The sequence below is a fragment of the Aetokthonos hydrillicola CCALA 1050 genome, from assembly GCF_017591665.1.
GTDB classification, from domain to species: domain Bacteria; phylum Cyanobacteriota; class Cyanobacteriia; order Cyanobacteriales; family Nostocaceae; genus Aetokthonos; species Aetokthonos hydrillicola.
On the sequence record NZ_JAAKGC010000023.1, the window covers coordinates 81928 to 106081 of the forward strand.

Annotated in this window: 15 protein-coding genes and 1 tRNA gene; 4 read left to right on the top strand and 12 right to left on the bottom strand. The window is 41.8% G+C overall.

Features of this window, described 5'->3' with window-relative positions; all coding sequences use genetic code 11:
* Positions 1 to 1006 precede the first annotated feature (1006 nt).
* Positions 1007 to 1960, top strand: coding sequence for a hypothetical protein (locus G4P69_RS14250; RefSeq protein WP_243902962.1), 954 nt, complete (start codon positions 1007 to 1009; stop codon positions 1958 to 1960).
* A 113-nt stretch (positions 1961 to 2073) separates the two neighbouring features.
* Here G4P69_RS14250 and G4P69_RS14255 read toward each other — a convergent pair whose 3' ends face one another.
* The 4 genes from G4P69_RS14255 to pds all read right to left on the bottom strand — a co-directional run bounded on the left by G4P69_RS14255 (position 2074) and on the right by pds (position 6823).
* Positions 2074 to 3393, bottom strand: a complete 1320-nt coding sequence (locus tag G4P69_RS14255) for an ABC transporter substrate-binding protein (protein WP_208350352.1) — start codon at positions 3391 to 3393, stop codon at positions 2074 to 2076.
* Between the two features lie 765 nt (positions 3394 to 4158).
* Positions 4159 to 4250 (bottom strand) — tRNA-Ser (locus G4P69_RS14260).
* A 187-nt stretch (positions 4251 to 4437) separates the two neighbouring features.
* Entirely contained in the window at positions 4438 to 5370 is a 933-nt protein-coding gene (crtB, locus tag G4P69_RS14265) for a 15-cis-phytoene synthase CrtB (RefSeq protein WP_208350354.1), read from the bottom strand.
* On the bottom strand, positions 5354 to 6823 hold the full coding sequence (gene pds, locus G4P69_RS14270; RefSeq protein ID WP_208350357.1) for a 15-cis-phytoene desaturase: 1470 nt from the start codon (positions 6821 to 6823) through the stop codon (positions 5354 to 5356). Before pds ends, crtB begins: the two co-directional genes overlap by 17 nt.
* 897 nt (positions 6824 to 7720) lie before the next feature.
* Between pds and G4P69_RS14275 the strand changes: the two genes are divergently transcribed.
* On the top strand, positions 7721 to 12328 hold the full coding sequence (locus G4P69_RS14275) for a response regulator (protein WP_208350366.1): 4608 nt from the start codon (positions 7721 to 7723) through the stop codon (positions 12326 to 12328).
* A 35-nt stretch (positions 12329 to 12363) separates the two neighbouring features.
* Positions 12364 to 13557: a SpoIIE family protein phosphatase gene (locus tag G4P69_RS14280; RefSeq protein WP_208350371.1), complete on the top strand. Its 1194-nt coding sequence runs from the start codon at positions 12364 to 12366 to the stop codon at positions 13555 to 13557.
* Positions 13558 to 14068: 511 nt separating this feature from the next.
* Here the strand turns inward: G4P69_RS14280 and G4P69_RS14285 are convergent.
* From G4P69_RS14285 to acpP, 8 genes are all read right to left on the bottom strand, one after another.
* Positions 14069 to 14233 (bottom strand): hypothetical protein, encoded by a 165-nt coding sequence (locus tag G4P69_RS14285; RefSeq protein WP_208350380.1) that lies wholly within the window; start codon positions 14231 to 14233, stop codon positions 14069 to 14071.
* A 38-nt stretch (positions 14234 to 14271) separates the two neighbouring features.
* Positions 14272 to 15702, bottom strand: a complete 1431-nt coding sequence (locus G4P69_RS14290; RefSeq protein ID WP_208350382.1) for an FAD-binding domain-containing protein — start codon at positions 15700 to 15702, stop codon at positions 14272 to 14274.
* A gap of 75 nt (positions 15703 to 15777) precedes the next feature.
* Positions 15778 to 16266: a DUF4174 domain-containing protein gene (locus G4P69_RS14295; RefSeq protein WP_208350386.1), complete on the bottom strand. Its 489-nt coding sequence runs from the start codon at positions 16264 to 16266 to the stop codon at positions 15778 to 15780.
* A gap of 84 nt (positions 16267 to 16350) precedes the next feature.
* On the bottom strand, positions 16351 to 16590 hold the full coding sequence (locus G4P69_RS14300) for a hypothetical protein (RefSeq protein WP_208350391.1): 240 nt from the start codon (positions 16588 to 16590) through the stop codon (positions 16351 to 16353).
* Between the two features lie 213 nt (positions 16591 to 16803).
* Positions 16804 to 18633 (bottom strand): signal peptide peptidase SppA, encoded by a 1830-nt coding sequence (sppA, locus tag G4P69_RS14305; protein WP_208350396.1) that lies wholly within the window; start codon positions 18631 to 18633, stop codon positions 16804 to 16806.
* A gap of 234 nt (positions 18634 to 18867) precedes the next feature.
* Positions 18868 to 20880 (bottom strand): transketolase, encoded by a 2013-nt coding sequence (tkt, locus tag G4P69_RS14310; RefSeq protein ID WP_208350419.1) that lies wholly within the window; start codon positions 20878 to 20880, stop codon positions 18868 to 18870.
* 465 nt (positions 20881 to 21345) lie between these two features.
* Positions 21346 to 22596 (bottom strand): beta-ketoacyl-ACP synthase II, encoded by a 1251-nt coding sequence (gene fabF / locus G4P69_RS14315; protein WP_208350400.1) that lies wholly within the window; start codon positions 22594 to 22596, stop codon positions 21346 to 21348.
* A gap of 263 nt (positions 22597 to 22859) precedes the next feature.
* A complete protein-coding gene (gene acpP, locus G4P69_RS14320; protein WP_208350402.1) occupies positions 22860 to 23114 on the bottom strand; it encodes an acyl carrier protein in 255 nt (84 codons plus the stop codon).
* Between the two features lie 323 nt (positions 23115 to 23437).
* On the opposite strand from acpP, the gene G4P69_RS14325 reads away from it, so the two are divergent.
* A partial coding sequence (locus tag G4P69_RS14325; RefSeq protein ID WP_243902963.1) for a CoB--CoM heterodisulfide reductase iron-sulfur subunit B family protein occupies positions 23438 to 24154 on the top strand: 717 nt, incomplete at its 3' end.

Sequence of the window (24154 nt, forward strand, 5' to 3'; positions counted from 1 at the left end):
GAATAGTTTTAGCTGATGACTAATTAAACAGGTTGAGTCTGAGACTTCGGGAGAAATTTACAGAATAAAAAGATTATTTTAATTTTTATCCTTTTTCCGAGCTAGAGAGTTTATTCAAATTACTCACTGGAAAGTGGTTATTACAGATTGCTTTTTAGACAGTACTAAACTCGATTGCCCCAAGGATAACGCAATCATGTGATCATACTGCTGTCAATCAGTCAACCGGAAATGACTTAATATATTCAGCAACCATACAGCAGCCATAGAAATTTCCCTGGATCTAGAGTCTGTAAAAATTAAACTTATGACAAATCAGGCATACAAGTCAGCTAAATTATTAAAGTTTTCTTTAAGGCAATTTATCTGCTTAAGATCGTGAATTTTAGAGAAAAAATTTATCTTTATGAGATATTCACTACTATTTCACCTACCCTAAGAGATAGTGCCGTTAGCAATCGGTCAAACAGCAGACTTAGCGGATAAATTTCCCAAAATTCAGTTGATATAAGCCAGCTTTTACATTTTCTACCCATCAGATATTAATCAAATCCGCACATATAATCATCATTAGTCGCAAATAGCGTTAACCGTAAGGGTAACGTGGACTACAAGCCTTTTTACAAAGTTTTTACTGTTGTAACAGTAAAACACCTTTAAGCTCTTTGAAAACTATTTTGTACAAAGGATATAGATATAGCCTTAAAAGTTAAAGTATCATGAATTGTTAAATTCTCATAGCATTTTATCAAGTTTTCATGAAAAATAAATATTATTACCATAATATTGACATTCACAGCTATAACGTGTAAGCTAATATGTTAAGCATGAATAAAGTAGTTATATTTATTGTTACTCTTGCCCAGTGTATCTTGAGACCGTGGGGCAAGATACGCCCTTGTTTGAATCCTTGTTTTTTTCCCAGGGAGATATAAAACCTCAGTTCCCGTCGAATTATAGATGTGGAAACTAAATTTTGGTGCTAAATTTTGAGAGTTGCCGGAAATTGGCTAAAAACTTATCATCTCTATTTGGCAATATTCTTTTAGGAGTGAATGTGAATACTATTGTTTCTCCCAAGGGAGTTTTTTGGTTACTGAGTTTTTCCGCTTTAGCAGTCTTAGGAAACAATTCATCCACCGTAGCCCAAACTGCGAAAAGCACAAGCACTTTCCACTTAACTCAGGCTTCAGAAACGGAAGCACCTTTTAGCAATATAGCTGCTGAGGAAGTCCATCAAGCTTTCACCCCATCAGTCTCTTCTCAAACCTCAGTACAATCCATAGCTACACTAGCTAAGCCAGAGCCCGAATCATCAGATTTAGGTCAATCACAGATGCAGTTTTCCACAAGTGTTCAACAGAAAACTGCTAGTCGTGTAGTTACCCCAATTCCAGGGACAACAGCAACCTCATCAGTGGCATTTTCTTCCCAGTCCACACAACCAACTTCTCAATCATCTTTCCCTAGTGCAACACGCACAGTCAAACAATCTGCTTCTCGTGTGGCACAAGCAGATATCAATGTTACCCCAGGTAGAGTAACTCGTGGTGGTGCCAGTTATGTCGGTGTTGCAGGAAACGTTGGTTTAAGCGGCAGCTCAGCTTTAGGCGATGGTAACTTTACCGTCATAAGTAAAATTGGTCTAACAAGAATCTTCTCAGTACGACCAGCCGCAGTGCTTGGCGATGATCCAGTGATTCTACTACCTATTACCTATGACTTTAACATCCGCTCAGCAGATGCATTTAGCGAACCACTACCATTCGCACCATATATCGGAGGTGGTGCAGCGATAAAAACTGGCGACAACACAGAAGCCGCATTCCTAGTATCTGGTGGTATAGATGTACCTCTTAACCGTCAATTTACAGCAACAGCTGCTGTAAACGCAGCATTCTTTAGCGACACCGATGTGGGATTATTGCTAGGACTTGCTTACAACTTCCGAGGCTTTTAGAACAGGGAGTAGGGAGTAGGGAGCAGGGAGCAGAGGAGCAGAGGAGCAGGGGAAGAATTAAACGAAGTACCCAGTACCCACTACCCAGTACCCAATCCCCAATCCCCAATCCCCTACTTCGGACTCACTTTGTCTATCGTCTTGGTTTTGCCGTCATCTCCAATTGTCCAGACATCATAAACGCCGACGACGTCGCCGTTTTGATCAACGTCTACGTTACCACTAGCGCCCTGGTAGTTGATTTTTTTGCCTTGTTGAAGTAACTTAAGCCCTTCACAAACATCACTAACTTCTGTACCAGGACCATTAGCAACTTCACGAAGTTTGCTAGCTATACCAACACCTGTATTTTGCTTCGCGGCTTGTGCTGACAACACCAATAAAGCAGCTGCATCCCAAGCATGAGCAGTATATGGTGCTGGTGGCACTCCTTTTTTGGATTGCCAAAGCTTAGAGAACTCCTCTAATCCTTTACCGTTAGAACCAGGTACAGTACCTATAGCACCAGCCACTATATACTTACCATCAGGACCTTTGCCGACTTTTTCCGCAAAAGTATCTGACTTTTCACCATCTGTAAGCAGAATCTGCACACCCTTAGTTAGACCTTGCTGATAAGCAGATTTTAACAACAAACTAGCGGTTTCTTCGTAAGCCACAACCAGTACTGCATTTGGCTTTCCTGCAAAAGCTGCTGAAGCTTCTGTTTCAAAGGTAGTGGCTTTGGGGTCGTAGCGAACAGGTTTATTTTTATTAACGACTGTTCCCCCCAATTTTTCAAAAGCTTGGACAAATGCTTTTTCAAAGCCAACTCCATAGTCATTATTAATTACGACTGTAGAAACTTGCTTATAACCTTTTTTATGGGCAAGTTGAGCTAAAGCTAGGGCTTGGTATGTATCTGGAGGAGCTGTGCGTGCCCAAAAGCCTTTAAAGTCGCCTTTTTTTGCCTTTTCTGTAAACACAGGACTGGTACTACCAGGAGAAATGAGAACGACTTTATTTTGCGTAGCAATAGAAACTGCCGCAGTTGAAACGCTGCTTGCAAAAGAACCAACCACACCAGCCGTCTTATCTAAAGTTGCCAATTTATTCATCCCAGATGCACCAGCTTTAGGATCGGTTTGATCGTCGACCGACACGAGGGTAACTTGTGATCCATTCACTCCACCACAAGCGTTAACTCTCTCTACTAGCAAAGGAACTGCGCCAGCCATCTGTTGTCCAATAGAAGCCAAATCACCAGTTGCTGGTAGCAGTGAACCAATTTTTAACCCCTTAGTAGTGCTTGTTGTGGTGGTGTTGGCTGCCGGACTGGCAGTACCGCCATTGTCAGCGGTATTATTAGGGCTTGTGTTTTCACAAGCGGCTGTTAGAAAACCTGTGACTAACGTAGCTAAAGTTAGGGCAAAGGCAGCACGAATTCCTTGCATATATTCTTACTCCTGTTATATGTAGAGTTTCAAACTAAAATTTATCTTCATCAAAATTAATGGGTAGAAACCCCGTCCTTGTAGGACGGCTTTATATTTTTTTGTTTACCACTACTGCCTTGGGCTTACTTAACTCGGTGTACTATTGTGTTGTACTTTCAACGGGACAATTACCGTTTCAAATTGTTCAGCCCTTCGGGTTCGCAGTCGCTCTATGAGGGAAACCCTCTTTCTGCGCGCTGCTCACCTGTACACATAATGGTTTTGCTCAAATGAGCCTCCCAAAAGGGGTGATGTTAGCCTTGCCAAAGTTAGAGGGCGGTACTTTCCAAGCAGCACTGGCTTAACCCGGTAAACCTGTTTAACCACTTGGTTCTAGAGCTACAAACTGGCTCTTGCTCTGTAGGTAGGACTTAAACGCTTCCCTTTAACGTAGTGCGCTCTTGCACTTAAGCGGGTCAGCTATCCCTAAAGATTAAGGCACGTTCGCCTCCGGCGTCTCCCCTTGGGAGAAGCCCCGTCCTTCAGGTCGGGGTGCTGACTAAGATATAAGTCGAATCTTTCCTTGCTCTAAAGGATAAATCATAACATCCTCCTAGAGTATTAAGGGGGAATAGGAAAACCCTGATAATTAAAGATAAGAAGCTAGTTGCTTGACCTGCAATAGCTCAGTTAAGCTCAATTACTTAAAGATTTGCAACATACAAATTAGTAAGGGCGGACTAATGTCCGCCCCTACTCTTTGAGGAATTCTATGTTCAAAAACGGAGAGGGAGGGATTCGAACCCTCGGTACGGAGTTGCCTGCCGTACAACAGATTAGCAATCTGCCGCTTTCGACCACTCAGCCACCTCTCCATGCGTGTTGGAATACTATAGTATCACACGTGTTTGGGAAATGTCAATAACAAAGTTAGTAGTTAGTGATGAGGCAGTCCAAAATTGGAGGTTTAACCAAGAGGAACTGCCAAGAGGGTTCCTAATAAGAGCCAATTGTTTGTCAAAACAACGCAGCAGGTCACCAAAAACTAACTACTAACAATGGCTATAGGACTTGCGATCGCAGCCAAGCCGGAGGCAAACTACGTAATTTTTGCCACTGAGGCACATAAGCTCGTCGATTGAACACATCATAATTATTGCGTTCAATTACGTCCAAAATTTGACTGTAATGCATTAGAGAAGCCCATACTGGTAACCGGGCATCAGTAGAGAGGTAAGTAATTCCCTTTTCTGCCCTAGAGTAGAATTCACGTGCCCGTTGGATTTCAAACTGCATTAGAGAACGCCAACGGTCATCAATGACTCCAGCAAATAAGTCTTGTTCCGTGTAGTTGAATCGCGCCAAATCTTCCAAGGGTATATAAATCCGCCCTCGCTGAGCATCCTCACCAACATCCCGTAGAATGTTGGCAAGTTGATGGGCAATTCCCAAGGTAATTGCTTCCTCAGTAGGAATATAGGGCTGTTGATTGTTATTCCACGGAGCTGTGTTTCTGGAAGTATCAACCCCCATCACTGCCGTTGACATCAAGCCTACTGTACCAGCAACGCGATAACAGTATAAATATAGCTCCTCAAAGGTTTGATAGCGACTCCGGTACAAATCCATACGTTGACCAGCAATCATATCCTGAAAGGGCTCAATCTCCATAGAGAAACGTTGGATGGTATCTACCAGAGCCACATCAAAATTATCCACTGGGCGTCCTGCAAAAATAGATTTTAATTGCTGCTCCCACAAGTCTAAAGTTTCTGACGTGGTCATAGCAGCTGCAGGACCATCCACCAGTTCATCTGTACGGCGACACCAAGCATAAATCGCCCAAATAGCTGGGCGCTTTTGCTTGTTGATCAGTAGTGTTCCGGCGTAGAAAGTTGTGGAGTACTTCACTATGAGCTGGCGACATAGTTGGTAAGATTCTTCCACAGAAATCGTCGTTTTCATGCATAAGGGGGAATCAGGCAGTTGCAGCATTCGTTGCAGACTGAAGGGTTTGCAGTTGCAGGCTTGAAGAATTTTCCGTCGAGAGTGCTTCAGCAGAAACGCCCGAAGTTAAGTTCGAGGCAGAGATCGCCTGCGCTGTCAGCTTACCAGAAAGTACGGCACCTTCCATACTTCCTAAGTAACGTTGCATTGTGTAACTTCCCGCTAGAAAGAAGTTAGGAATTGGGGTTTCCTGTGCAGGACGGTATTGCTGACAACCTGGAGTCGCTTTGTAAACTGAACGGGGCGTTTTAACTACATGATATTTGAGCAATTTTGCTGGATTTTCTTGCCCAAAGTGTGTAGGAAAAAGTTTTTCCAACTCGGCAAGAGTGACCTGCAAAATTTCTTCATTGGATTTTGAGATCCAATCTTTTGCTGGAGCAAGAACTAATTCTAACATTGAGCGGTCAGGATTAGCGTATTCTCTACAGGTATTACTCATATCAGCGTAAACGCTCAGTAGAGACGAACGCGAAAATAGCAATTGGTCAATATCTGTCAGTTTACGGTCAAACCAGAGCTGCAAGTTGATGACAGGCACACCTTCTAGCCCTGCCAGTTTTTGGAAAAACTCCATCTTCTGCCATAGAGTAGGTAACATTACCTTTAATGGGTCAACTGGCATAGCCGAGACATAAGCATCAGCCGTTAATAAGTAATCTTTTTCCCCATTCAAACCCCGAATCAAAAACCCAGTCACGTTCCCGCTTTCATCTGTTTGAATTTCCTTTAACGGTGAGTTTAACCGTATTTCTCCACCACGGGCGGTAATATACTCTACTAACGGATTACACAATCGCTCATTAGGAGAGCCATCCAAAAAGGCCATTCTTGAGCCATTCTTTTCTTGAAGGAAGGCTCTAAGCGCTGTCAGGAGGACTACAGCTGAGATTTCGTCTGGATTAATAAAGTTAAGCGATTTAGATGCTGCAATAAATATATCTTGTTGTACTTCGTCGCTTACACCTTGTCGCTTCAGCCATTCAGAAAATGAATACTTATCAGTATCCTCGACGTATTTTTGCCCCCGAAGCATAGCCGGAACTAATCCCTTAGCGAGTTGGAGTTTCTCACCCCAGCTGAGCATATCATTGTTCCGTAGGATTGCCACGATTCCATTAAACGGTGCTGGCAAGTCAGGAAAATCAAAACGACTGTAAGTTCCTGGCTTCTCAGGCTGGTTGAAGATCATAGTGTGTTGTTTCCACTGCAAGCGATCTTCAATATTGAGCTCTTTAAAGAGCTGCAATATATTGGGATAAGCGCCAAAAAAGACATGCAACCCGGTTTCGTACCAGTCGCCGTCAGCGTCTTTCCACGCCGCTACCAACCCCCCCACTAAATCTCGACTTTCTAGGACAACAGGAGTATGACCTGCGTCGGTAAGATATTTTGCACAGGAAAGTCCTGCTAAACCTGCTCCGGCGATCGCTACTCGCATGTAACCTTACTGCTCTTTAATATTTTTTAATTATTTTATCGTTTTAATTATACGTTGCAATCCGTTACATTTAGCAGTTTTTTCGGCAAAACCAAAATAAATAGGACAAGGAGTCAGAATTCAGGAGTCAGGAGTCAGCAAGAAAGGCAGAGGGCAGAGGGCAGAAGGCAGTCCCAATGAAAAATTTTTCACAAGCCTTGCATGAAAGAGGAATATTCCCTGCTCCCTCTTACAACTGAGCGAGCAACACAAACCCGTCGGATTTCCAGGCAGGTTTACAAAAACTGCCCCAATTAGTGCTGTGAGTTTCGAGGCGTTATGATCTGCATCTCGTGCAGCACCACAAGCCGGATTAATGCACTTGAAAGACTTAGCAGAGCGCTCACCAATCCATAAACATTCCTGACAATGCGGGTGGCTTTTCGTTGAAGTGTTTCTCTTACAAGGTTGCAAAACATCTTTTTTTAAGTGGGCTTTAAACCCACAACTGGAGTTTATATTTATTTCTCTGTTCCCTGTTCCCTGTTCCCCGTTCCCTTTTTTTTGTAATTTTCATTTCAATAGTGATTTTTTCTGTTTAATTTCCTAACTCAACAGTATAGATGTCAACAGTACTTATGCCGACTATGCTGGGTTTGTTCTAGTTATACCTCTTCGAGATGAATCTCATAGTTCCAGTTAAAAAGTTAATTGGGCCATTTATTTCTTGGAGTTACCTAGTATTAGAGCGGAACCGTAAATTTACAGTCAAAAAATCAGACTCAATTTAAAAATGGCAAAAGTTTTGAGTAAAATTACGCTAACGCTTTTAGGCAAACTCTTGTCATTAATTGAAATACAAAATAAGTTTATTTACTTCCCATACTGACTAATTTCAGCCGTGAATAATAATCAAGGATGAAAGCACCACTACCTGATAATGAAGCACAAAGAATCGAGACGCTTTTGCAGTATAAAATACTTGATACTCCGGCTGAAGTCGCGTTCGATGACCTCACTCGTTTAGCATCATATATTTGTGAAACTCCTATTGCGTTAATCAGCTTAGTTGATGTAAACCGCCAGTGGTTTAAGTCAAGAGTCGGCTTAGAAGTATCAGAAACACCCCGTGAACACGCATTCTGTGCCCACACGATCTTACAATCTGACGTTTTCATTGTTGATGACGCCACAATTGATCAAAGGTTCGACACAAACCCTCTGGTTACGTCGGATCCAAATATTCGCTTTTACGCTGGTGTTCCTTTAACTAATGCTGAAGGATACTCATTGGGAACTTTGTGCGTGATTGACTATGTACCGAGAAAACTGTCTCCACAACAGATTGAAGGATTACGAGCTTTAGGTCGTCAAGTTATTAAACAAATGGACTTAAGGCGCAATTTAGCAAATTTGCTACTGGTCAATAGTAATGCTGAACACTCACGTAAAAAACGTAGGCAATTCTTAAAAAGAATTAGTGGAGGGTTTGGGTTAGCGTCAGGAATTCTAATTTTGATTAGTACACTTTGCTTTCACGAGACAAAAGTATTGATCGAAAATAGTCATGAGATAAAAAACACACAACAGAAAATTCATACTCTGGATAAACTGCTCTCCGATATTAAGTCTGTTGATACTGGACAACGTAGTTACATTCTCTCAGGAGAAAAGCGTTACCTAGAATCTTATCAATTAGGACTTAAAAAAGTACAGCCGATAATTGATAATCTCAGCCATTTAGCAGTAGATGAAGTTAATCAGCAGAAACATCTCAAAACCCTTAAACCCCTGATAGCTCGACAGCTAGAACAATTTAAGCAAGCAATTGATTTGCGCCAGCAGTATCTCTTAAGATACTCACCGTCCCAGGGAAAGAACCAGATGGATGAGATTTCCAAGCTCATTAATGAGATGAATAATGAGCAAAAGGGGTTGTTTAACCAACAGATTGAAACAGTGAAAGCTAATGCTGATAAATTAACTGTAACAATTGCGATTGCCATCTGCCTGAGTTTAGTAATTCTTGCTGTGGTTTACTCGTGTATCTATCGTGAGTTTGCTGAGCATAGGTTGACAGAAGAATCACTCCATAAAGAACGTAACTTTATTTCAGCAGTCCTGGATACAGTTAGCGCCTTGGTTATTGTTTTAGATCTAGAAGGGCGAATTGTCCGTTTTAATCAAGCTTGCGAACAAACAACAGGTTACTCATTTGATGAAGTCAGAGGTAAGTATTTTTGGAATGTGTTTCTAGTTCCTGAACAAGAGGAATTAATCAAAGCTGTTTTTGAGAAGCTCCGAGCTGGTTATGGACTGAAGGATTACGAAGACTATTGGAGTACCAAGGATGGAAATCGGCGATTGATTGCGTGGACAAACACCATGCTGCAAGACGATGAGGGGTCAGTAGAATACGTTATCAGTACTGGTATTGATATCACTGAACGTAAAAAAGCTGAACAACATTTAAGTGTCCAATATGCTGTAACTAGCGTATTAGCAGAGTCTTCGACAATCGCCGAAGCCACTCCTCGGATTCTGCAAGCAATTTGCGAGAGTTTAGAGTGGGATTTGGGCGAAATTTGGCTAGTGAATGAACAAGCAAATGTTTTGCGCTGTCTTGATATTTGGCAAAGAGCATCTATTAACGCACAAGAGTTTGTAAAACAATCTCGCCAAACAACTTTTGCACTAGGTGTGGGATTACCTGGTAATGTATGGAGTACTAAAAAATCTGCTTGGTTGATTAATGTTAGTCGTGATCCAAACTTTCTGCGGGATTCCTTAGCTGCCGAAGCTGGATTCCAAACAGCTTTTGGTTTTCCTATCCATAGTGGACAAAAAATTATTGGCGTTATGACGTTCTTCAATAGAGAACTTCTGCAACGTAACGATGATTTGCTGATGGTTATGAACTCTATTGGTAACGAGATTGGTCAATATATTAAGCGCAAACAAGCAGAGCAAGAACTTCATCGTCACAATTTGCGATCGCGACTATTTACCGAAATTACCCTCAAGGTTCGCCAATCGTTACAAATAGAAGAAATCCTCCAAACCACAGTTACAGAGGTACAAAAGATTCTTAATTTAGATAGAGTTTTAATCTATCAAATTTTGCCTGGCCAATCAGGAAATATTATCACAGAAGCGGTTGTTTCTGGTTGTCCTACAATAAAAGGGCAAAGCATTACTGATGCTTATTTTCAAGCAGAATATATACAGCAATACTGTTTACAGCAATATCGTCAAGGCAAAGTACCAGAGCTTGCTGATTTTGACTTAGGAGAATTACAAGCAACTCATGTGCAATTAATGCAAGAGTTTAAGGTCAAAGCCTATTTGGTCGTTCCCATTTTGATCAAAGAAGATCTTTGTGGTCTGCTAATCGTACATCAATGTATTAACTCACGTCAATGGTCAAGCTTTGAAACTCATCTTTTACGAGAACTAGCTGATCAAGTGGGTATTGCTATAGCCCAAGCGCAAATGCTAGAAGCAGAAACTCGTCAGAGAAAAGAGCTAGAAGTTGCGCGTCGTGAAGCTGAGTTAGCTTCTCAAGCCAAAAGTTCTTTTTTAGCAAACATGAGTCATGAAATCCGCACTCCAATGAATGCTGTGCTAGGAATGACTGGACTTTTATTAGAAACTCCACTAACTTCTGAGCAACAAGATTTTGTCGAAACAATTCGCGTTAGTGGAGATGCTCTATTAACCCTGATCAACGAGATTTTGGATATATCTAAACTTGAGGCGGGGGAGATGGCTGTAGAAACTTTAGATTTTAACCTTTCTACCTGTGTTGAAGACGTACTGGAATTACTAGCTCCCCAAGCTCATAACAAAGGATTGGAAATTGCAGCACTCATCTATAATGACGTCCCTATCAACCTTCAAGGAGACGCTAGTCGTTTACGGCAAATTTTGATGAACCTTACAGGTAATGCTATTAAGTTCACCAGCACTGGAGAGGTGATAGTACGAGTAGAATTAAGTTCACAACAGCCAACTACTGCAACAATTCTATTTTCCGTCATAGATACTGGTATTGGTATTACCCCTGAAGATCAACGGAAACTTTTTACTCCTTTTTCCCAAGTGGATGCTTCTACTACTCGTAAGTATGGTGGTACAGGTTTAGGATTAGCTATTTGTAAGCAGTTAGTACTTTTGATGGGAGGAGAAATAGGGGTAGAAAGTCAACTGGGAGGTGGATCTAAGTTCTGGTTTAAGATTCCTTTTGCAAAGCAACTTCAGCCTTTCGAATCGAAAGAGGATCATCTGCTTCTCACCAATCGACGCTTATTAGTAGTGGATGACAACACTACCAATCGCAAAATTGTCAATTATCAAGCTACTCGTTGGGGAATGCTGGTTGAGGAAGCGGTGGATGCAAGTAGTGCGCTGATTGCTATTGAGATGGCTCACCAAAAGAAAGCACCCTACGACGTCGTCTTGGTTGACATGCAAATGCCTAATATAGATGGTTTGATGTTGGGAGAACAAATTAAGGCAAATTCTGCGATCGCTCATGTGCCTCTGATTATGCTTACATCTACTAATCAACGGGATGACGTGCAACGAGCACTGAAAATAGGATTTGCCGCTTATTTAGTCAAACCTGTGAAGCCCTCCCGGCTTTTCGATACGATGATGACTTTATTCGGAAGTAAACCTCAACCCCAGGAAAAACAGAGAGACATAGATAGACGTAGGGAAATCGGTTCACAGCCTTCTACTAAATTGAAGTTAAAAATTTTGCTGGCTGAGGATAATCTCGTGAATCAGAAAGTCGCCATTAAGGTGCTCCAGAACTTAGGCTATGAAGCTGATGTTGCTGCTAACGGAGAAGAAGTTTTGCAATTGTTAGAAAAAATTCCTTACGATTTGATTCTTATGGACTGCCAAATGCCAATTCTTGACGGTTTAGAAACCACAAGAGAAATTCATCGTAGGTACCAAAGCTCTTTTACTAAACGTCTTCGTCCTGTCGTCATTGCTATGACAGCTAATGCAATGAAAGAGGATAAACAAATGTGTCTAGATATAGGTATGGATGACTATCTTAGTAAACCAGTCAGCAAAGAAATCTTAGCGCAAACTCTAGAGCGTTGGGCAAAGTTTATACATAAACAAAAGGAAGAGAAAGTGTCTGAAGAAATAGTTTATATCGGAGATATTATTGTACATGAAATTGCAATTGATTGGGAACATTTACACCAAATTTCTGGCCACAGCTTGGAGTTTGAGATGGAATTGTTGCAAATGTTTGTTGAAGATTCATATACCCATTTAGAAACAATTAAAGAGGCAATTAATAATAATGACTTCGAACGTTTTCAGCAAGAAGCTCATTACTTCAAAGGTGCTAGCGCTAACATAGGAGCGATAACCATAAACATAGCCTCACAGAAACTAGAAGAACTAGCCCGTAGTCGAGAGCGTCGAGGTACTACTAACTTAATTTCTAAGATAGAAGAATCTCTTAACCAGATTCATGCTTTGTTAATGAGTAAGGAATAAAAACACCCTTAGTAAGTTAAAAATTCTTAAATTTTATGACCGAAAAAAATTTTAAAATTCTAATTATTGATGATGACCCGATTGTGCGAACGATTTTGAAAAAAACACTTCAAAATCAGGGTTACGAGATTAGTGTAGCTAGCAATGGCGAGGAAGGAATCACAACAGCACAAAATGTACGTCCTGCGCTGATTATCTGTGACTGGATGATGCAGGAACTAGATGGACTAGACGTGTGCCGTAAAATTAAAGCAGATCCAGAGTTAGCAACAACTTTTTTTATTTTGCTGACTGCTAAAGGAGCAGCACCAGGAGAAGAGGAAGATCGAGTTAGGGGACTTGATGCAGGAGCAGATGAGTTTATTTCTAAACCAATAGAGATGAATGAATTAAAGGCAAGAGTAAGAGCAGGATTACGACTGCACCAATTGCATCAAGATTTACATACCCAAAAGCAAGTTTTAGAAGTCCTAAATCAGGATCTACAAACGCAAAAGCAAATTTTAGAAACAGAATTAGCAGAAGCCGCCGATTATGTGCGATCGCTTCTACCTTCACCGCTTATAGGATCTGTAAACACAGACGCGCTGTTTATTCCTTCAATACAATTAGGCGGTGATTGTTTCGATTATTATTGGCTTGATGATGAGCATTTGGTGATTTATTTGTTAGATGTTTCAGGACATGGAGTAGGTTCAGCCTTACTCTCGGTTTCTGTGCTGAATCTGTTGCGATCGCAATCTCTACCCAAAACTAACTTTTATCAACCACGAGAAGTTCTTCAGGCTCTTAATCATCACTTCCAGATGAGTAAACACAGCGAGAAATACTTTACAATCTGGTATGGTGTGTACAATCGCCGCAAACGTCAGCTTGTTTACGCTAACGCTGGTCATCCTCCAGGGGTACTACTATCCGTAAATTCGCAAGAAATCAACATTAAATACTTAAACTCTCTAAATGCCCCCATTGGCTTATTACCCGATGCTGACTTTGTTCAAGATGTCTATGATATTGATATAAGCGCTATTTTATACATTTTTAGCGATGGTATATATGAATTTCAGCTACCAAATGGTCATATGTGGAGTCTTGATGGTTTTATTGATCTACTCACCCGTTATGGCAAGTCACATAACCTTGAGGAAGTTCTATCACATTTGATCAACCTAAGCTCTAAAGCCAGTTTTGAAGATGATTTGTCGTTGCTAAAAGTTAACTTTGGATAAGGTAATGGGCATGGGGCATGGGGCATGGGGCGTGGGGCATGGGGCATGGGGAGAAGGCAGTTTATCAAGGTTATCTGACTCCTGATGAGTCTGTGTAAATAATGAGAGCTTGTTGATTGTGAGGTGAAACAGAGAAAACTAAGGCAGCCATTATCGAAACCAGCGCTAATATGAAAACACAATTGGTCAAAAAGCAAGGGTTAAAATATTTGTATACCAGTGACAGCATATAGGAAATCATCTTGCTGAAAAATCTTTGCCATGGAACTTAACGGCTTTTGCTCCCTGAAATCGATACACATTTAAAACTGAACTAGTGCGTTCACCTAGTTCTTCAAAAGCAAACTGAGAATTTTCGAGCGAGAAGTGCTGATTGTTACAAAACTTTATATTTAAAGAAGGAGTCAGAATTCAGAATCAATCGGGTAGGGATTTTAACTCCATTACTCATGCACTCTCCAATAGCTCCTGACTCCTGACTCCTGACTCCTGACTCCTGAATTCTTTCTTCTCAAAGCTTCGAGGTACTTGAGGAATTGCTAGATTCTGGTAAAGGTAAACGATCAACCCAATCTTCAACAACCTGAGTAACTGTTTTATCTTTATTTGCAGCGTATAAGCGTAGCTTATTTAATCTTCGTTCAGACATCCTGACATTTAACCTTTTGTCTTTCATACTGTCTCCCCAGTGTTTTCACTGTTATACTAACACAACTATTGGTGTTTCTGCTGTTGATAACGCTCTTTAAACATCCGTTGCTGTTGTTTATGATCTACAATGGGTTGAGGATAATCAAGAGAATCTCTCATTTCGTATGGAATATTTCCAGTAACTAAATATTCCGTATCTACAGAACGTAATTCGGGAACCCATTGGCGGATATATTCACCTTCTGAGTCAAACTTTTGTGCTTGACTAGCAGGGTTGAAAATCCTTACTGGCTTAGGATCCATCCCACTAGAAGCACTCCATTGCCAACCACCATTATTAGCAGATAAATCTCCATCTATCAGCTTCTGCATAAAGTATTTTTCCCCTAATTGGGGATTAATTAGCAAATCTTTGGTTAAAAAATTGGCAACAATCATCCGACAACGGTTGTGCATCCAGCCTATTTCGTTCATCTGGCGCATTGCTGCATCAACAATGGGATAACCAGTTTTACCATCACACCAAGCTTGAAAATGCTCATCGTTAGTTTCCCAAGGAAAGCGTTTGAAGGTTTCCCGGAAAGCACCGTTTGCTAACTCTGGAAAATTATACATTGCGTGTTGATAAAACTCGCGCCAAGCTAACTCTTGTTGCCATGCGCGGATACTAGCTGTTGTTTCGTCGCTGCGACTGTTTTGTAGCGCGTCTATCGTGGCTTGCCAAACGGTGCGAATGCCAATTACACCAAATTTTAATGCAGCACTGAGTTGCGATGTACCATCAACGGCTGGAAAATTTCGCTGTTCTTGATATTCATTAATACGATAATTGCAAAATTCGTCTAACAGTTCTTGCGCTGCTATTTCTCCTGGTGCAATCACTAGTTCTCCATCCCAGCAGAAACCTAAATCTTTTGCTGAAGGTAATTCAATCACCCCTACTTGGGTTGCAATATCCTTTTCTTGTTGTGTCAAACCGACAAAATTTTCTATTTCTACTGGTTTAGCTTTGGGTTTACTAATCCAGTTTTTCCAAAAAGGAGTATATACTGTGTAGGCGGCGTTAGAGCCAGTGCGAATATCCTCCGGTGCGTGGAGGATCTGATCCCAATTGTGTTCAAAAAACTGAATGCCTTTTTCTTTAAGAGCATCGAGTACTGTGCGATCGCGCACTTGAGAGTATGGTTCTACGTCCCAATTCCAAAATACAGCTTTAGCTCCTAGTGCTGCCGCTAGCCTTGGAATTGCTTGAGTTGGATCCGCTTTAAGTATTAATAATTGGCTACCTGCTTGAGCATATCGCTCTTGTAGTGATTGCAAACAGCCAATCATGTAAGTGACTCTAGCTGGTGCGACATCATCTCGTTCTAAAATATTCGGATCAAGGCAAAACACACCTACAACTTTTGCACTTTGCTGTCGTGCAGCAGCAATTCCTGTGTTATCTGAAACACGTAAATCACGACGATGCCAAAATAGAATTAAATTGGACATTTTAGCGTAAAAATAGTTCGCATGTACTATAGCACATCACTTAGTACAAAATTGCTCCCAGCGATGTTCGGCTTTTTACCTGCTTTTCCTTTCCATTTCTTGCTGACGCATAGGCATAGCGTCTATTTCGTTAAAAATAGTACGTGCTTGTATAGGATTACTATCGGTACGCTTAGTGCCTCCGTCTTTACCGACTAAGACAACACGAAAATCTTGTTTGGCAATACCAAAGCGAGCGCGTAACTTACTTGCAGAAGCCGAGTCTATTGGGTGTCCGTTAGCATAACTTTTCCCTTCTGACAAAACCTGAATGAGAACTAAATCTCGTTCAGCAAAATCTTGCTTATATTTGTTAAATAGCTCCATTTGCTGCTGATAAGCACTGCTCCCCGTCGTTGGTGCAAAAACTAAGAGGACTCTGTTTTTCCATTTTTGGGAACTTAAGGTAAACGATGGCGCTTCCCTGCCACCAGGAGTAGCAGCTTCAGCAATACCAGCTTTGCCTACTGGAGATATCAGAAGAAAACTTACTAGAGATAATATGATTAATACTGACTGATGCACGCTTTGTCAGACCTTTTTAGTTAAGATTCTTATCTTTTTAGTTTAAGAGCCGACTTAATAAAGCGTGTAAGCCCTAAGACTTATTTAGTCCTGGTTGCGAAGTTGCCATGCTGCACCAAAAGCTGCCCCAGAGCCTGCTAGTAATCCAGTACTCATCCCCTCTAATGTTTTAATGGTTGGGTTTTGTGTCAGGCACTCGCTTGTGACGCTATTGGCTTGTAGACACATATTGCTTTGTGCCCAACCTGTGGTGCCTCCTAAAATTACACCGGTTACACTACAAGAAATAACAAGCAACAAAAGGCGTTTAGTTTTTCTATCCATAGAGGGTTGTGAAAAATTTTATCCATTGTTAGGTTACTTGACATTACTTTACACTGTTAGGTTCCTTTTGTCACTATCAAGGGCATGGGGCATTGCGCATTGGGCATTGGGCAATCAAAGTATTTAATTGATTGTGTTTTCCCGCTCCCCGTGCTCCTTGACTTTTGACTTTTGACTTTTGACTTCCCCGCAGGGGTTGCTCCCTCTTCAGACTTATCTGTCAATCCTTAAATTAAAGGGTAAGCGAGCATAAATGCCACGAGGATCATTCATATGGCGCAGAATAGAGATTTCCTGTTGTAGTTTATGGAACTCAGCGGTTAGGGGGTCAGCAGATTTAAGTTGTGCTTTATCTAGCCCTAAAGCAGCGTGTACTTCTTGAGGAATCTGTCCAAACAAGCGTTCTTCAAAGGTTCCAAATTTAGGATATTCTTTTAGTTGCCAATCATCCCCAAGATTTGCTTGCTTAGCCGCATATGCGATCGCCGCATCCAAGCCTCCAATTTCATCTATTAAACCAATTCCCTTTGCTGCAGTACCAGACCACACTCGTCCTTGGGCAATTTCTGCGACCTTTTCTTGTGGCAGTTTGCGACCTTGGGCTACTTTACTAAGAAAAATATTATAAATCCGATTAACACTTTGTTGGTAAAGTGCTAATTCTTGCGGGGATTTAGGGCGAGAAACTGTTTGAGTGTCAGCGTACTGGGCGGTTTTCACTGTATCCCAAGTAATACCGTTGTTACTTGCTAGCTTTTGAGCATTAAACAATACGCCAAAAACACCTATCGAACCTGTAATTGTATTTGGTTCGGCAAAAATATGATTCGAGTGAGTTGCGATCCAGTAGCCACCCGAGGCAGCTAGATCACCCATTGAAACCACCACTGGCTTTACTTCACGAGTCAGCCGCACTTCGCGTTGCATAACTTCGGCAGCGGTTGCACTACCACCAGGACTGTTAATCCGCAACACAACAGCTTTTATACTGTTATCATGTCGTAATCGGCGGAAGATTTTCGCGAAGCGATCGCCTCCTATATTTCCATCACTACCTTTGCCATCCACGATCTCCCCTTCAGCGTAGACAACAGCAATCCGATTTTTTGAATTTTTGTCTACACCTAAAGAGTTACCCGGAACTTCTGCATAGTCACTAAGGCTGATTTGACGGAAAGTTTTATCTTCCTGTTTACTACCAGTTAGTTGCTTGAGATCAGCCACCACTTCATCAAAATACCCTACTTTATCGACGAAACGATTAGCTTTAGCTTGATCTGCCAATAGCAAAGCCTCATTATCTGCTATATCCTGCAACTTTTGAGGCTCTATTTTCCGGCTTGAGCCTACCGTAAGTCGCCAATCTCTCCAAACATCATCCAACAACTTCTGAGTTTGCTCACGGTTTTCAGGGCTCAGTTTATTGAGTATGTACGGTTCAACTGCTCCCTTAAATTTTCCTTCTCGTACCACTTGAACACCTATACCGTACTTCTCGAATGCTCCTGCTAGAAACATCTGTTGTGTGCTTAACCCTTTGATTTCAATTTCACCCAAAGGATTAACCACAATTGTATCTGCTATTGAACTTAAGTAATATTCCCGTTGTCCCCAATCTAATCCGTATGCTATAATTTTCTTTCCTGCTGCACGACATTTTTCAAGAGCTTGACGAATTTCCTTAAGGGTAGCGTAGCCTGTTGAACTCCCACCTGCTCGACTACCATCCAAGTAAATAGCAACAATTCGTTTGTCTTGCCGTGCCTTCTCCAAAGCATCTAGAACTGCATGGAGTGAAAGTTTATCATCATCATCTGATAATGCTTTACGCAACAATCCCTTAGAGGTAGGTACACTGTCACTGATATTTGTAGATAAGTCGAAAACCAGTACTGATTTATCTTTTACTTGTGGACTCGTATCTCTCGATGCAACAGCTAGTAGTAGCAAGAAGACTCCAGTAGTTCCGATTCCGCAAAATATAAGCAATCCTAGTAAGCTTCCAACTAAGCTAGCAAAAGTTTGTTTTAGAAAAGTACGCATTTTTGTTTTTAGCCATTAATCTTTAGTGGTTAGTCATTAGTCATTAGTGGTTCGACTAATGATTAATCCGATATTCTTGTAATTATTTATACTTAAAATTTTCCTCACACTTAAAAATTTAGCTTAATCCTGAATAGTCTGACTACTATTTTATGCATTCTCTGAATATTCAAGTAATAAAAAAGGTGGGAAATATATCCCACCCTAGATAAAACACAAAATATCTGTTGCTAATTAACCCAACAATTCTTTAGCTTTTGCTAGTACATTATCAACGGTGTAACCGAATTTTTCCAAAATCACGTTACCAGGAGCCGAAACGCCAAATCGATCAACGCTAATTATCTTACCTTCACTGCCAAGGTAACGGAGCCAACCGAAGCTAGAACCAGCCTCCACCGCTAACCGTTTGGTAACAGCTTTGGGTAATACAGATTCTTGGTAATCAGCAGACTGTTCGTCGAACAATTCCCAAGAAACTAAGGAGACAACACGAACTTTCTTACCTTCAGCGCGGAGTTTTTCAGCAGCCTGGGTGCAAAGGTGTAATTCACTCCCGGTACCAATCAAGATAATGTCGGGAGTTCCTTCACTATCAGTGACGATGTAACCACCCTTAGCAGTATTCTCAATAGAGGAACCAACTAGCTGAGGTAGGTTTTGCCGAGAGAAAATGAGTAACGTTGGGCGATGTTGGTTAGCATATTCAACCGCTACCTTATAAGCCCCAGAAGTTTCGTTACCATCGGCGGGACGAATAACTGTAAGGTTAGGAATTGCCCGAAGAGATGCTACAGTTTCAACAGGTTGGTGTGTTGGACCATCTTCACCTAAAGCAATTGAGTCATGAGTCATCACATAAACGACTCCCGCTTGTGACAAAGCTGACAGGCGAATTGCTGCCCGCATGTAATCAGTAAAGACTAAGAAAGTCGCACAGTAGGGAATCAGCCCTGAACCGTGCAGTGCAATACCATTACAAATAGCGCCCATACCATGCTCGCGCACACCAAACCGCACGTTACGGTTTTGATACTGTCCTTTTTGGAAGTCACCTGCTCCTTTAAGTTCAGTATTATTGGAGTGCGTAAGGTCAGCAGAACCACCAATTAGCTCTGGTAAAGCTGGAGCGAGAGCATTGAGGGTAGCTTCGGAGGTTTTACGAGTGGCGATCGCTTTATCTTCTGGTTTGTAGGTGGGTAGTGCTTTATCCCATCCTTCAGGAAGTTTACCCGAGAGCAACCGTTCAAACTCAGCAGCGTCTTGAGAATACTTGCTTTTGTATTCAGCAAATGCTTTGTTCCATTCTTGTTCTAGGTTTGCACCTCGCTCAATAGCTTTACGCCAGTGCTTGAGGGAATCTTCTGGTACTTCAAAAGGTGGATATTCCCAACCTAAGTTTTCACGGGTGAGTTTAACTTCATCACCACCAAGAGCAGCCCCGTGTACACCAGCAGTGTTTGCTTTGTTAGGTGAGCCATAACCGATAGTTGTTGTTACCTTAATGAAAGAAGGTTTATCGGTAACAGCTTTGGCAGCTTCAATCGCTTTATGAATTGCGTCTAGATCTGTATTGCCATTTTCTACATGTAGAACGTGCCAACCGTAAGCTTCAAAGCGCTTAGCAACATCTTCTGTGAAGGAAATATCCGTTGATCCATCAATAGAGATGTGGTTGTCGTCATACAAAGCGATCAGCTTGCCTAATCCTAGGTGTCCTGCCAAAGAACAAGCTTCCCCAGAAACTCCTTCCATGTTGCAACCGTCACCCAGAATAACATAGGTGTAGTGGTCAACAATCTTAGCGTCTGGTTTATTGAACTTTGCAGCTAGGTGTGCTTCTGCCATTGCGAGCCCAACACCGTTAGCGATTCCTTGTCCCAAAGGTCCTGTGGTTACTTCAATACCTGGTGTTTCAAAGTTTTCTGGATGCCCGGGTGTTCTTGAACCCCACTGACGGAACTGTTTAATGTCCTCGATTGTAACACTGTCGTAACCTGTCAGGTAGAGTAGGGCATACTGCAACATACAGCCGTGCCCAGCAGATAGAACAAAGCGATCGCGATTGAACCATTTGGGGTTTTTGGGATTAAACCGCAAAAAGCGGTCCCATAGCACAAACGCCATTGGCGCTGCGCCCATTGGCAGTCCTGGGTGACCAGATTTTGCCTTTTCTACTGCATCAATTGCCAAAAAGCGGATTGAGTTGATACAAAGTTCTTCAAGGGTTTGGGTTGCAACAGCCATAATCTCTTGTTCTTTAAGACGGGTTAGCACTCTTTTAGCTTCCACTTTTGGGGAGGCACAAAGCGAGGACAAACTGTCCAAAACTTCTAATGTTTAAAGGCAAGCCCTCGAGATAAGCTCTGGGGCTGAAACCTACACAAGAGAGTTCTCGCTTTCTTCATCTAATTATTTTTAGATTTCCCCAAGGTAGTATCCTCATCATCCCATTGGTACTTGTTGACAAACAAGGTATTCAATGTAGAATCTTTAAGGATTTTAAATTTATTTTATGAAAGTTTCCCCTGCATATCAGTTGCAAAAGGGACTGAAATATGCTTGAGCATTTAAAACTCTTTTAACAAAGTAGAGAAGATTCTCGGTATAAGGGATAATTTGGCTATTGGCTGTTTGTATTTGAAAATACCACCAGCTACTAACCATGCCTTATGCCGGAATACAAAAATCCCAAATTTTAAATCTCCGACTTTAGGGGTATTTTTTAAAGGCTAGGGTGACGTTGTGTCCACCAAAACCAAAAGAATTTGACAGTGCCACTTCAACATCTAGAGCCCGGCTATGGTTAGGAATGTAATCGAGATCACATTCTGGATCAGGGTTTTCTAAATTGATTGTTGGTGGAACGATTTTATTAGCGATCGCGAGTACGGTTGCGACTGCTTCTATGCCTCCAGAACCCCCCAACAAATGGCCTGTCATTGACTTGGTGGAACTAATTGCTACCTTGTAAGCATGGTCACCCAAAGCTGCTTTCATAGCCGCAGTTTCAGTTGAATCATTAGCTGATGTACTGGTACCGTGGGCGTTGATATATGTTACTTGTTCTGGGGTTAGTCCTGCGTCCTTAAGTGCGAGTTGTATTGCTCTAGCCGCTCCTTTTCCACCAGGCACTGGTGAGGTCATGTGATAAGCATCACAAGTCATGCCGTAGCCAACAATTTCCGCATAAATTTTAGCCTTACGAGCTAGGGCGTGTTGCAGCTCTTCTATGATTAAAATCCCTGCACCTTCGCCTAAAACAAATCCATCGCGATCGCGGTCGAATGGACGGCTAGCGTGAGCAGGGTCATCATTGCGGGTTGAAAGTGCACGAGCAGAGGCAAACCCAGCAATTGACAACGGTGTAACTGCTGCCTCGGTACCTCCACAGATCATTGCTTGGGCGTATCCCCCTTGAACGAGGCGAAAAGCATCTCCTATGGAATTTGAGCCAGCAGCGCAGGCAGTTACCGAGCAGGAATTTGGCCCTTTAGCACCGGTATGAATTGCTGTCAAACCTGCCGCCATGTTAGCGATCATCATGGGTATCATGAAGGGGCTACAGCGATCAGGACCACGATTTAAATATATTGTTTGCTGATCTTCTAGAACCTTAAGACCACCAATGCCCGAACCAATGATAACGCCAACTTGTTCTGCGTTTAGGTCATTGATCACTAACTGTGAATCTTTTAGCGCTTGTTTTGCAGCCGCAACCCCAAATTGCGAGAAGCGATCCATGCGCTTAGATTCTTTGAGTTCCATGTACTCAAGCGGATTGAAGTCTTTTACTTCACCAGCTATACGGCAGGTATGACGAGAGGCGTCAAAGGCAGTTATTTCGCCAATCCCGTTACGTCCGCTTATTAATCCTTCCCAATACTGGGCTGGTGTATTACCAATGGGTGTAATCGCGCCAACACCAGTTACAACAACGCGTTTACGTTTCAAATCTGTCATAACTCAGTTCAAAAATTGCTCTTTGTGTAGGAGCAGAGGTTAAGAGGATGTAGTAGAACCAAGAGAGGCAAAAGGAGAGTAAAGGGGAGTAAGGGAGGTTTTAAGGGTAGGTTTTGATAAAATTCTCAAGTTTTTAAGCTTGTTTGGTCGTTTTAGAATTTAAGCATCGGCTGAACGCAAAATGACCAAATACAAAATACCTAACTTTTACCTTTGTAAATTTCTCCGTCTATCCCCCACTCTCCCCACTCTCTAATGCTCTTTTAGGTTGTAGATGCAGCAACTTTCTTGTTGATGTAATCCACCGCCTCTTGAACTGTTGTAATTTTCTCAGCGGCTTCATCAGGGATTTCGATCTCAAACTCTTCTTCCAAAGCCATAACTAGTTCAACGGTATCTAGGGAATCAGCACCCAGATCGTTGGCAAAATTGGCTTGTGGCACGACCTGCGCAGCATCTACACTGAGTTGATCAGCTACAATTTTCTTGACCTTTTCAAAAATGTCCGGTTGGCTCATAAATAAATTTCCTTACCCAGTTGCTAGAATCTGCTCTTTGTGGGCTTACATGATTTTGGGCATATACATCTTATCGGAAAGCGCGATCGCGCGTATACTGTCAGAGGATTTTCAAGAAAGAAAATTCTTCCCTTGTTCCTGAGCAGTTATTCAACAAGGCAGATGACGCTTCCGTTTCATGGTGTAAAGAGTTCTGTTTTGCAATTCTTACTAATTTTTTTTAGGATATGCACTTTCAGAATCATTAGCCTTGTAACCAACACAAACGAGCGATGATAAAACAGTTATTGTCGGAGGCGACTGCTCCTAATTAACCAACTCCTATGCTATCCCATACTTTGAAATACGCTTACTTCCCCGGCTGTGTTGCTCAAGGAGCTTGCCGAGAGCTTCACCAGTCAACTCTTGCTCTTACCAAAGCATTAGGCATTGAACTTTTTGAACTAAAAAAAGCTGCTTGCTGCGGTTCTGGCACCTTTAAAGAAGATTCTCAACTTTTGGAAGATACTGTCAATGCTCGCAATATTGCTTTAGCAGAAGAATTGAATTTGCCATTGATAACCCACTGTAGTACCTGTCAAGGTGTTATTGGTCATGTTGACGAGCGCTTGAAAGAATGCCAGAAAACAAACCCAGCTTATATTGCTCAAGTTAATGGCTTGCTCGAAAAAGAAGGTTGTGTGCCCTATAGCGGAAGCACACAAGTCAAACATCTACTTTATGCCTTAATAACAGATTACGGTTTAGAGGAAATTAAAAAACGTGTCACTCACAAGCTAACTCGACTAAAGTGCGCGGCTTTTTACGGGTGTTATCTCCTGCGCGCACAAAAATCCATGCCTTACGACGATCCTTTTCACCCAGAAGGGATGGAAAATGTGTTTTCTACGGTAGGCGCAACGCCAATTTATTATAAAGGTCGTACACAGTGCTGCGGTTGGCCTCTTTCCAGCTATGCCTCTACCCAATCTTTTAAAATGGCAGGAATGCACATCCAAGAAGCTTTGGACGCTGGTGCTGATTGTATGGTAACGCCTTGT

Excerpts from the sequence above, each read along its gene's own strand:
- G4P69_RS14255 (WP_208350352.1), bottom strand. The coding sequence starts at position 3,393 with ATGCAAGGAATTCGTGCTGCCTTTGCCCTAACTTTAGCTACGTTAGTC.
- G4P69_RS14285 (WP_208350380.1), bottom strand. The coding sequence starts at position 14,233 with ATGAAAGACAAAAGGTTAAATGTCAGGATGTCTGAACGAAGATTAAAT.
- crtB (WP_208350354.1), bottom strand. The coding sequence starts at position 5,370 with ATGCTGCAACTGCCTGATTCCCCCTTATGCATGAAAACGACGATTTCT.
- tkt (WP_208350419.1), bottom strand. The coding sequence starts at position 20,880 with ATGGCTGTTGCAACCCAAACCCTTGAAGAACTTTGTATCAACTCAATC.
- G4P69_RS14290 (WP_208350382.1), bottom strand. The coding sequence starts at position 15,702 with ATGTCCAATTTAATTCTATTTTGGCATCGTCGTGATTTACGTGTTTCA.
- G4P69_RS14280 (WP_208350371.1), top strand. The coding sequence starts at position 12,364 with ATGACCGAAAAAAATTTTAAAATTCTAATTATTGATGATGACCCGATT.
- sppA (WP_208350396.1), bottom strand. The coding sequence starts at position 18,633 with ATGCGTACTTTTCTAAAACAAACTTTTGCTAGCTTAGTTGGAAGCTTA.
- fabF (WP_208350400.1), bottom strand. The coding sequence starts at position 22,596 with ATGACAGATTTGAAACGTAAACGCGTTGTTGTAACTGGTGTTGGCGCG.
- acpP (WP_208350402.1), bottom strand. The coding sequence starts at position 23,114 with ATGAGCCAACCGGACATTTTTGAAAAGGTCAAGAAAATTGTAGCTGAT.
- pds (WP_208350357.1), bottom strand. The coding sequence starts at position 6,823 with ATGCGAGTAGCGATCGCCGGAGCAGGTTTAGCAGGACTTTCCTGTGCA.
- G4P69_RS14275 (WP_208350366.1), top strand. The coding sequence starts at position 7,721 with ATGAAAGCACCACTACCTGATAATGAAGCACAAAGAATCGAGACGCTT.
- G4P69_RS14300 (WP_208350391.1), bottom strand. The coding sequence starts at position 16,590 with ATGGATAGAAAAACTAAACGCCTTTTGTTGCTTGTTATTTCTTGTAGT.